The organism is uncultured Corynebacterium sp., assembly GCF_902782855.1.
Taxonomy (GTDB): Bacteria; Actinomycetota; Actinomycetes; order Mycobacteriales; family Mycobacteriaceae; genus Corynebacterium.
On the sequence record NZ_CACZOO010000313.1, the window covers coordinates 1 to 9,373 of the forward strand.

Here is a 9,373-nt window from a genome sequence, read left to right on the forward strand (position 1 = left end):
CCTGTCAACAGCGGTTCCTCGCTTCGGGTGTGTGGTGACGGAGATGCCGTGGGAGATAGGGTGGACGCCGGTACAACTGTGCTGACCGGGCACACGCACACGAAGGAAGAGCAGGATTCAGGTGAGCCAGAAGATCAAGGCCCCGAACGAGAAGAACAACGGTTTCCTCTGGGGGCTCGTCGCGATCGTCGTCATTGCTGTCGTCGTCATCGCCGTCGTGGTGATCCAGGGGCGGGACCGTACTGACAGCACAGGTATCGAGGCCGAGGACGTCAACTTCTCGGTGAGTTACGCGGACGGCACCATCACCCTCAAGAGCGATGGCGCGGCCGCTGACGCGCCCGTCGTCGACGTCTACGAGGACTACGCCTGCCACCACTGCGCCGATCTTGTCGAAGCTGATCATGCTGACATGAAGCAGGCGCTGGACGACGGCAAGCTCGTGGTGAATCTCGAGACCGTGAACATCCTCGATTCAGATGGAAACGGCGGAATCAAGCCGGGGCCCGCGACGATGGGTGGCGCCGTCCAGATGGCGATCGCCAAGTCCGGTAACGCCGAGGCTTTCTGGGCCATTCACGACTACGTTTTCGCCAACCAGTCTGACGTGGCCAGAAACTGGGGTTACGGTGACTACGCGGACGCCGCTGAGTCGCTCGGGGTTGACAAGGCTGTTGTGGATGCCATCCGTGATGAGTCGGTCAAGGACGAGTACCTTGATGTTCTCGCCGGCAACGTCGATTCCATGAAGGACAGGGGCGTTGAGGGCACCCCGGCCATCTTCGTTGACGGTGAGGAGTACCAGGTGCGGCGAGACCCGAACGACGCCAACAAGATTCAGAACTGGGTCCCCGACGTCGTGAAGTAGCGGCTCTCTGCACCGGGCCTGGTTCCGGGCCTGTTCCGGGCCTGTTTCTGGCCCGGTGACTGTCGAAGGTCTGTCCCGGGCATCCCCGACCGGTCCGACGATGGACACCGACGGCCCTTCCCCGATTCCGGGGGGAGGGGAACAGGTGTTTTTCCGGAACAGATACCCTCGGGGGCATGACCAAGACCAGAGGAAGAATCCGAGGAAAACTCACCACTCCGCTGCTCGGCCTGGTCCTGGCGTCTGCCGTGGTGTCCGGAACAGCACTCACCGCCTGCAGTTCCGGTGACGGGGGGACCGGTCTCGGCGTCACACTGGAGGACGGGGACATCGTGCTCGCCGGTGACGTCGCCGACGGCACGCCCGTCGTCGACCTCTACGAGGACTACAGCTGCCATTACTGTGCCGACCTCGCGGAAGCGGATACCGCCTCTCTCCGGGATGCCCTCGACAACGACAAGCTCACCATGCGGTTCAACACCGTCAACTTCCTCGACGGGGGAGAGGACGGGCACTCGACCCTCGCCGGCGCGGTCGCCCTCGCCATCGCGGACACCGGTGACGTTGACGCGTTCTGGCAGTACCACGACCGCGCCTTTCTCCAGTACAGGGACATCATCGACTGGACCCTGGACGACTTCGCCGGTCTCGCCGAGGAACTGGGGGTCGACGCCGGCACAGTGGACGCCATCCGCGACGGTTCGGTGGTCACGACGTACCGGCCCGCCCTGGAACTGAACTTCGTCGAGCTCAAGGACAGGCTCGGCGGTCAGGCGGGCACTCCCTCGGTCTTCGTCGACGGCACGCAGCTGCAGATGAAGAAGGACCCCGCAGACCCCACGAAGATGGCGGACTGGGTGCCCGACGTCGTCGGACGGTGACCGGGGGTACCGGGTCGGGGGTGCTGCCTTCAGCGGGCGTTCAGCGGGGCGTCGTTACGCTGACGGTCAACAGTGTCCATCCCGCCTGACCCCGTTGGAGGAATCCCGTGAACCGTCGATCCGCACGCACGACCCGTACCGTGCTCGCCCTGCCCGCCATCACCCTCGCCCTGTCGGCCGCCGCCCTGTCGGCCACCGCGTGCGGCGATGATCCGGGGCCCACCGCTCCGACCGTCACCGTCACGGCCCCGCAGGATTCGCCGTCCGCTCCGGCATCGGCGGTGGATGCGGCAGACGCTCTCGAAACCGCACTGAACAGCAGACCCGGGTCCTATGCCGTGGAGATCGACGCCGAGGACGGCCGCGTTTGGGAGGTCACCCTCGTCGTCGACGGACAGGGCACGGAGGTGACCGTCGACGCGTCGACCGGTGAGGTCGGCGGCGGGCGTGTGACCGGCCTGGACGCCGGACAGCGCGAGGCCCCGTCAGTGACTGCCGCGGACGCCGTCGACGCCGCACTGGCCGGGAGGCCCGGCGTTCTCGACTCCCTCGACCTGGACCGTGAGGCCGGGCAGATCGTCTGGGACGCGACCGTCATCGACGGCACCCGGGAATGGGATATCCGTATCGACGCCACCTCCGGGGAGATCCTGCGCGCCGACCTGGACGATTGACGGCGGAGATGACTCAGCGGGTCGGGGCGGTATGTGTGTGCATCCGCAGCCCCTCCCGGCTGAAGACGCTGATCACCCGTGCCGCGCCCGGCCCGGCGGAGGTGGGGATGTGGGAGGGTAGGTGATCGCCACGACGTTGAACGGGGATCCCGCGGGGGTGAGCGGGGTGATGACCGGGCCGTCGAGGCTGACGCCCAGTTCCCTGGTGGGCGGGGTGGGCGGGAGCAGGAGTTCGAGGCCGGTCTGTCTCTTCCCGGACTCCCGGCAGGACAGGGTGCTTCCCGGCATGTGGGTCCGGCCGGCGAGTTCGTCGAGGGGCCAGCCGTACTTCAGCCGGAGCGGCCTGAGACGCGGCCCCACCTGTCGCAGATCATCGGTGGACAACGCTCCTCCTTGTTCGCGGATTCCGCAAGGGGTCTTGCGGTTGCCGCCGGATGCCGGTGTACTTGCCCCATGACCGACGACACGGAGAACGGGTGGACGGATGGCCCACAGACGGATGCCACACAGACGGATGCCACACAGGCGGTGGCGGCCCACTGGGAGACGGAGTACGCCGGAGACGGCAAGCGGTGGTCGGGGGCGGTGAACGCCACCACCGCAGATGTCGTCGCGACACTTCCCGTCCGGCACGGTGCCACCGCACTGGAGCTGGGCTGCGGTGAGGGGGCGGACGCCGTGTGGCTCGCAGGGCACGGCTACCGGGTCACCGCGGTGGACATCTCGGCGACCGCCCTTGAGCGGGGGAAGGAGTCGGCGAGGGTGGCGGGTGTCGCCGACGCGGTGGACTGGGTGGCGGGGGATCTCTCGGAATGGACCACCCCCGACACCTTCGACCTGGCCACGGCGTCCTTCCTCCATTCGAGGGTGGAACTGCCGCGCACCCGGATCCTGCGACGGGCGGCCGACCGGGTCCGCCCGGGTGGTCACCTCCTCATCGTCTCCCACGCTTTCGAGACTCCGGAGGATGTGCCGCCCTGGACACGACGCTGGTCGGAGGAGTCCGAGGCGCGCGGGGAGGACACACACGATCCGTTCCACGGCCTGCTGACACCGGCGGAGGAGGTAGCCGCGCTCGGGCTCGACCCGGACGAATGGGAGACTTCTCTCTGCGAGGTCCGCAGCCGTACGGCGGTCGGCCCGGACGGGAGCGGGGAAGCCACGGTCAAGGACGGCATCGTTCTCATGGCGCGACGTTGACCCTGCGACATCCGTGACGGTGATGACGGGAAACCCCCGTCCGGAATCTCTTCCGACCGGGGGTTTTCCATGTCCTGTGGAGCTAAGGGGACTCGAACCCCTGACCCCCACACTGCCAGTGTGGTGCGCTACCAGCTGCGCCATAGCCCCGCACGCGCGACGGTCCCGGACATCCGGATCCGCGTTGCGAACGAGGGATAACGTACAACACCCCGTCGGCTCCCCACAAACAGGCAGGTCGACCGGACCATCCGGTACCGTTCAGCTGCTCTTCAGCCGGAGCATGCGACACTGTGCACCATGCGGATCCTGGTGGTGGACGATGAGGTGCGGCTCGCGGACGGCGTGCGGCGTGGACTGGAGGCCGAGGGGATCGCCGTCGATGTCGCCCATGATGGTGAGACAGGCCTGGACATGGCGTCCGACGCGGACTACGACGCCATCGTGCTCGACGTCATGATGCCCGGGATGGACGGCTACCGGGTGTGCGCAGCCCTGCGCGCGGACGACAACTGGACCCCGGTACTTTTCCTCACCGCGAAGGACGGTGAGTGGGATGAGGTCGAGGGCCTCGACACCGGCGGCGACGACTGGCTGACCAAACCTTTCTCCTACCCGGTTCTCGTCGCCAGACTGCGCGCCATGGTCCGGCGCGGCACCCGGGGACGCACTGAGATCCTCACCGCCGGTGACCTGCGACTCGACCCGGCGTCCCGCCAGGCGTTCCGCGGCGACGTCGAGATCCCGCTGACCGCCCGCGAGCTCGCGGTCCTCGACTTCCTGCTGCGTCGCACCGGTCAGGTCGTCACCAAACAGGAGGTGCTCGCCAACGTGTGGGGCGGTTCCTTCGACGGGGACGCCAACATCGTCGAGGTCTACATCGGCCACCTGCGAGCCAGGATCGACCGGCCCTTCGGACGTGCGGCGATCGGGACGGTCCGCGGTGCCGGCTACCGACTCGACCGGAACGGGGGCTGACATGGGCAGACCCGCCAAACTCCTGCGTCCGGTGCGCTCGATCCGGGCCCGCATCACCGCCGCGGCGACACTTTTCGTCGCCGTCATCCTCATTGTCGCCGCGGCCATCGCGGTGCCGGTGCTCGGCCGGACGCTCACCGGTTCGGTCGCGGAGACCGTCGACGGGGACCTGGACTCCCTGGAGTCGCAGCTGGAGGCGTCCCCGTCACAGACCCCGCGGATCATCGCGGCCATCGACGATGATCTGCTGGTCCGACTGGCGACGCCGGGTGGACAGGTCGTGCTGAACGACGATGACGCCGACGGACTCGCCGAATCCGCCGCAGGGGAGGAGGACGGCAGTGAGATCACCGTCGACGACGGGTCCTGGTTGGCGGTCACCGAGGACACGGACGCCGGAACCCTGACCGTCGCGCGTCCGCTGGAGCATGTCGGTGACACGGTGACGGCGACGACGGTGCTGCTGGCCGCGGTCGTTCCTCTGATGGTTGTGCTCGTGGCTCTGGTGGTGTGGGTCGTCACGGGCCGTTCCCTGCGCCCGGTGGAGCGGCTGCGTCGGCAGGTCGACAGCATCGGGGCCTCCGACCTGTCGCGACGGGTGGACGGCGGCGACGATGAACTCGGGGCGTTGGCGGCGACAATGAACCGGATGCTCGGCAGACTCGAAAAGTCCCGGACGGTGCAGCGGCGGTTCGTCAGTGACGCTTCCCACGAGCTGCGCTCGCCGCTCGCGACGATCCGCCAGTACGCTGAACTCGCCGTCGCCCACCCCGAGGCGGTGGCCACCGCTGAACTCGGGCAGATCGTGGTCGGGGAGGGGGAACGGATGCAGGACCTGGTCGATGGGCTGCTGCTGCTCGCCAGACTCGATGAGAGCAGGCGTCCGCCCATGACCCCGGTGGACCTCGACGATCTGGTCCTTCGGGACGCCGACCGGCTGTGTCGTTCGGGAGACCGACGGGGAACTGTGACGGTGGACACCACCGGTGTCGGTGCCGGACGGGTTCACGGCAACGACCGGCTGCTGGCCCGGGTGGTCCGCAACCTCGTCGACAATGCAGCCCGGCACGCGGAGAGAAAGGTGGAACTGCGGCTGCACGGTGAGTCCACGGATCGGGGGGAGCGGGTGCTGCTCACCGTCGCCGACGACGGGGCCGGTGTGCCGCCGGGGGATCGGGAACGCATCTTCGACCGCTTCACCCGACTCGACGAGGGTCGAACCCGGGACGCCGGGGGTAGCGGACTGGGCCTGGCGATCGTGCGGGAGGTCGTCGGGGTCCACGGCGGAACAGTGTCGGTGGGGGCCGGGCCGCGTGGTGGGGCGGTGTTCACGGTCGACCTGCCGGCGTCCCCGGAGAACGGTTGAGCAGGTGCCGGTCCGCCGGTGAGTTCGGCCGGGGGTCGACGTCCGGTGTTCTGGTGCGGTGCCCTGGTCCGGGGACACAGCGAACCCCCGGTCGGACTCTCTTCCGACCGGGGGTTCCGGTGTTCTGTGGAGCTAAGGGGACTCGAACCCCTGACCCCCACACTGCCAGTGTGGTGCGCTACCAGCTGCGCCATAGCCCCGCACGTGCGTCAGTCCGTGAGGACCTCGGTGCGAACGGATTGAAATCTACAGGATGACCACATGAATCGACAAACCTGCAGGTCGGCACACCGGATCTCTGTTCACCGGTCGTTCAGGCGGTGGGTGGGGAGCCCTGGAAAGTAGTTGACGTGTCGCCTATCTGGGTCGGCGGTGGTAGAACGGCAGGGGTTCGTAACACGTCGATCAAAGGAAAACACTCATGAGCAGGAACCACAACGCCGCCGCCCGCCGCTCCGGGCGCGCGGTCTCCCTCCTCGGTTACGGTTTCATCGCCGCCGGGGTCACCGGGTATCTCAAGGTCCGGCAGGAGCTTCTCGCCGAGAACATCAGCGTCCACCCCGACGTGAGGTCTCTGGCGGGCAGGAAGGTCGCTGACCCGGTGACCGCCTTCGCCCAGGCCGACATCGTGAACAGGCACGCCCTGGCCATGACCGGCGGCAGGCCTTTCGCTGACCTGCCCATGGACGCCCCGGAGCGGGAGACCGCCCTGATGGCAGCCAATGTGCGCTCCTCGCTGCTCACCTCGGTGCTCTCCTTCGGTGTCTCCGCGCTGGCGGCCGGGACCGGCGTCGTCGCGGTCGCTGCGGGGCGCGGCATCCGCGCGCTCGCGATGGACGCGAAGTAGCGGAAGGCAGTAGACGGCAGTAGAAGGCAGTAGAAGGCAGGGGCCAACCGGGGGTGACGATGCGGTTGTGACCCCCCACTCCGTTGCCCGTCCCGACGAGGATTCTGCAAGGATCGGACAGTATGAGTAACGCGACGACAGGCGGACAGGCGCCACGGGTACCGACGACGGCGGCGGGTACGGCCGCTACGGCGGGCGTGGCGGAGGCTGCACCCGGCTTCTGGGGCGGTTCCCGTCTCTACGGCCTGGCTGTGACGCTCCTCGGGGCGGTCGGACTCTACATGTCCGGTCTGATCATGTACGACAAGATCGAGCTCATGAAGGATCCGGACTTCGTCCCGGCCTGCACGATCAACGATGTCATCTCCTGCACCGATGTGATGCAGTCGAGTCAGGCGTCGGTGTTCGTCTTCCCGAACCCGTTCATCGGACTGTTCGGGTTCGGTGTGGTGATCACCGTCGGCGTGGCACTGCTGGCGGGGGCGAGGTTCCGGGCGTGGTTCTGGTACGGCTTCCTCGCCGGTCTCGTTTTCGCGGTCGGCTTCGTCCACTGGCTCGCGTTCGAGGCGGTGTACTCCATTGAGGCGCTGTGCCCCTACTGCATGGTCGTGTGGTCGGTGGTGCTGCCGCTGTTCCTCATCACGCTGGTGCACATCGTCTGGGAGCGTCAGCGGGACGCCGCGGGGATCCACGGCGCTGACCGCTACTCCTTCGCCGGTGGCTGGATCATGCCGGTGGTTGTGCTGGTCGTCTGGTACGCGGCCTTCGTGGTGCTGATCCTGGCGAAGTTCGCCTGAGTTCCGGTCCCCGGTTTTGGTTCCGGGGCGGCATCGGGCTAGAGTGTTCCGATGTGCCATGACCCGGTGTGTTCCGGGTCTGTCTGTTTTACATCAAGCCGCGGTCGTCATCAGGCGTCGGGGCCCATGACGAGGAAAGGAGCGCCCGATGAAGGTCCGCAAGTCCCTTCGGTCGCTGAAGAACAAGCCGGGCGCCCAGGTCGTTCGCCGCCACGGCAAGGTCTACGTGATCAACCGGAAGGATCCGCGCTTTAAAGCCCGCCAGGGCTGATCGCCGGTTCTTCGAGCCGAACAGCACCCTCTGTCAGTCACCCCCGCGGTGGCGGACAGGGGGTGCTGTCGCGTGTCCGGGGACCCGCTGCCCGGGACCGTGGTCGATGTCTCCGGTCGGCGCTCCGTCCCCGGCTCACGTTCATGGAATTACAGGGTTGTCGTCGACCCTCAACATGTAGTGCCGACCCCTGTCGACCACCTGCACCTTTACGGAACAAGACCACTATATATAGTGTTTGGACGGTGTAATTACCCCAATATCTCGTGGCCAGGGAGGTTGTGCGGTGCCCGTCGCCTGTGTAGTGTCGACGGCATCGCACCGCCGGGAAGGGACCGGTCAGGGAACTCCCCGGACGGTCTCTGAACCGCTTCGTCGGCTGCCCTCTCCGTACGTCACCGTGCAGTCCGCAGCATTCTCGACCCCGCAGTCACTACCTCTAGGAGTTGTCACGATGATCACCGTCTACACGAAGCCCTCCTGCGTCCAGTGCACCGCCACCAAGCGTGCCCTCGACAAGGCGGGCCTCGACTACGAGCTCGTCGACATCAGCATCGACGACGAGGCCCGCGACTACGTGATGGCTCTCGGACATCTCCAGGCCCCGGTCGTCGTCACCGGGGGCGAGCACTGGTCGGGTTTCCGGCCGGAGCGGATCCGGGAGATGGCAGCCCAGGCAGCCTGACCTTCCGTCACGCCGGGGACGAGGGAGCACACGCCGGTCGGCGTCTGCTCCCTTTGTCATGGACCGGCCGGCGTGTGCCGGTCCCGGCGTACCACCGTCAGGCACCCCTTCCGTCCGCGATCCAGTGAGAGGACACCCCATGCCGGCACCCGGTCTGCTACGCTCCCTGCTCGCGGACACCACCCCGCTCGAGTACCCGCACTTCCGCCGCCTGTGGACGGCGAACATCGTCACCGTCATCGGTGCACAGCTCAACATCATCGTCGTCCCCCTGCAGATCTACGCCATCACCGGTAGCTCCGCCTACGTCGGTCTGGCCGGCGCCTTCGGCCTGGTCCCGCTGATCATCTTCGGCCTGTACGGTGGCGCCCTGTCCGATCGCATGGACCGGACGAAGCTGCTGCGGATCACCACCGTAGGCATGATCGCCACCGCGGTCGCTTTCTGGGCGCAGGCGGCGTCCGGTCTCGGCAATGTGTGGCTGCTGCTCAGTGTCTTCGCTGTCCAGCAGGCCTTCTTCGCGGTGAACCAGCCTACCCGCACGGCGGTCATCGCCAGGATCGTCCCACTGGGCAAGATCGGTCCGGCAACCTCGCTGAACATGACGGTCACGCAGGCCGGGGCGATTCTCGGGCCGATTCTCGGCGGCCTGCTCGTCCCGGTCACCGGGTTCGCCTGGCTCTACCTCATCGACGCCGTCTGCCTGCTCTCCACCCTCTGGGCGGTGCTGAGGCTGCCGCCGCTGCCGCCGACGGACGCGGTGTCCGCCGGAAGGGTGACGGGCGCCGGGAAGGGCGCCGGGAAGG

Annotated in this window: 12 protein-coding genes and 2 tRNA genes; 11 read left to right on the forward strand and 3 right to left on the reverse strand. The window is 67.4% G+C overall.

Annotated features, from left to right (window positions below):
* The first annotated feature begins 121 nt into the window (after positions 1–121).
* The 3 genes from QZV72_RS12575 to QZV72_RS12585 all read left to right on the forward strand — a co-directional run bounded on the left by QZV72_RS12575 (position 122) and on the right by QZV72_RS12585 (position 2,423).
* A complete protein-coding gene (locus QZV72_RS12575) occupies positions 122–868 on the forward strand; it encodes a thioredoxin domain-containing protein (protein WP_297008928.1) in 747 nt (248 codons plus the stop codon).
* Positions 869–1,044: 176 nt separating this feature from the next.
* Positions 1,045–1,749 carry a thioredoxin domain-containing protein gene (locus QZV72_RS12580; RefSeq protein ID WP_297008929.1) on the forward strand — a complete coding sequence of 235 codons (705 nt, stop codon included), beginning with the start codon at positions 1,045–1,047 and terminating at the stop codon, positions 1,747–1,749.
* Positions 1,750–1,856: 107 nt separating this feature from the next.
* Positions 1,857–2,423: a PepSY domain-containing protein gene (locus QZV72_RS12585; RefSeq protein ID WP_297008930.1), complete on the forward strand. Its 567-nt coding sequence runs from the start codon at positions 1,857–1,859 to the stop codon at positions 2,421–2,423.
* Positions 2,424–2,495: 72 nt separating this feature from the next.
* Here QZV72_RS12585 and QZV72_RS12590 read toward each other — a convergent pair whose 3' ends face one another.
* Positions 2,496–2,807, reverse strand: coding sequence for a helix-turn-helix domain-containing protein (locus QZV72_RS12590; protein ID WP_297008931.1), 312 nt, complete (start codon positions 2,805–2,807; stop codon positions 2,496–2,498).
* Between the two features lie 69 nt (positions 2,808–2,876).
* Here QZV72_RS12590 and QZV72_RS12595 point away from each other — a divergent pair, with 69 nt between their 5' ends.
* Positions 2,877–3,623, forward strand: a complete 747-nt coding sequence (locus QZV72_RS12595) for a cyclopropane-fatty-acyl-phospholipid synthase family protein (protein WP_297008932.1) — start codon at positions 2,877–2,879, stop codon at positions 3,621–3,623.
* A gap of 77 nt (positions 3,624–3,700) precedes the next feature.
* Here the strand turns inward: QZV72_RS12595 and QZV72_RS12600 are convergent.
* Positions 3,701–3,773: transfer RNA gene (locus tag QZV72_RS12600), tRNA-Ala, on the reverse strand.
* 150 nt (positions 3,774–3,923) lie between these two features.
* On the opposite strand from QZV72_RS12600, the gene QZV72_RS12605 reads away from it, so the two are divergent.
* Both QZV72_RS12605 and QZV72_RS12610 read left to right on the forward strand, forming a co-directional pair.
* Complete coding sequence (locus QZV72_RS12605) at positions 3,924–4,601, forward strand: response regulator transcription factor (RefSeq protein ID WP_297008933.1); 678 nt, start codon at positions 3,924–3,926, stop codon at positions 4,599–4,601.
* Between the two features lies 1 nt (position 4,602).
* Positions 4,603–5,967: a HAMP domain-containing sensor histidine kinase gene (locus QZV72_RS12610; protein WP_297008934.1), complete on the forward strand. Its 1,365-nt coding sequence runs from the start codon at positions 4,603–4,605 to the stop codon at positions 5,965–5,967.
* Between the two features lie 127 nt (positions 5,968–6,094).
* On the opposite strand, the gene QZV72_RS12615 is transcribed toward QZV72_RS12610, so the two are convergent.
* Positions 6,095–6,167, reverse strand: a tRNA-Ala gene (locus QZV72_RS12615).
* A gap of 221 nt (positions 6,168–6,388) precedes the next feature.
* Between QZV72_RS12615 and QZV72_RS12620 the strand changes: the two genes are divergently transcribed.
* The 5 genes from QZV72_RS12620 to QZV72_RS12640 all read left to right on the forward strand — a co-directional run.
* A complete protein-coding gene (locus QZV72_RS12620) occupies positions 6,389–6,814 on the forward strand; it encodes a hypothetical protein (RefSeq protein ID WP_297008935.1) in 426 nt (141 codons plus the stop codon).
* A gap of 122 nt (positions 6,815–6,936) precedes the next feature.
* A complete protein-coding gene (locus QZV72_RS12625) occupies positions 6,937–7,611 on the forward strand; it encodes a vitamin K epoxide reductase family protein (protein ID WP_297008936.1) in 675 nt (224 codons plus the stop codon).
* 148 nt (positions 7,612–7,759) lie between these two features.
* Positions 7,760–7,882, forward strand: a complete 123-nt coding sequence (gene ykgO, locus QZV72_RS12630) for a type B 50S ribosomal protein L36 (RefSeq protein WP_264885627.1) — start codon at positions 7,760–7,762, stop codon at positions 7,880–7,882.
* A gap of 454 nt (positions 7,883–8,336) precedes the next feature.
* Positions 8,337–8,567, forward strand: a complete 231-nt coding sequence (gene nrdH / locus QZV72_RS12635) for a glutaredoxin-like protein NrdH (protein WP_297008937.1) — start codon at positions 8,337–8,339, stop codon at positions 8,565–8,567.
* 139 nt (positions 8,568–8,706) lie between these two features.
* A partial coding sequence (locus QZV72_RS12640) for an MFS transporter (protein ID WP_297008938.1) occupies positions 8,707–9,373 on the forward strand: 667 nt, incomplete at its 3' end.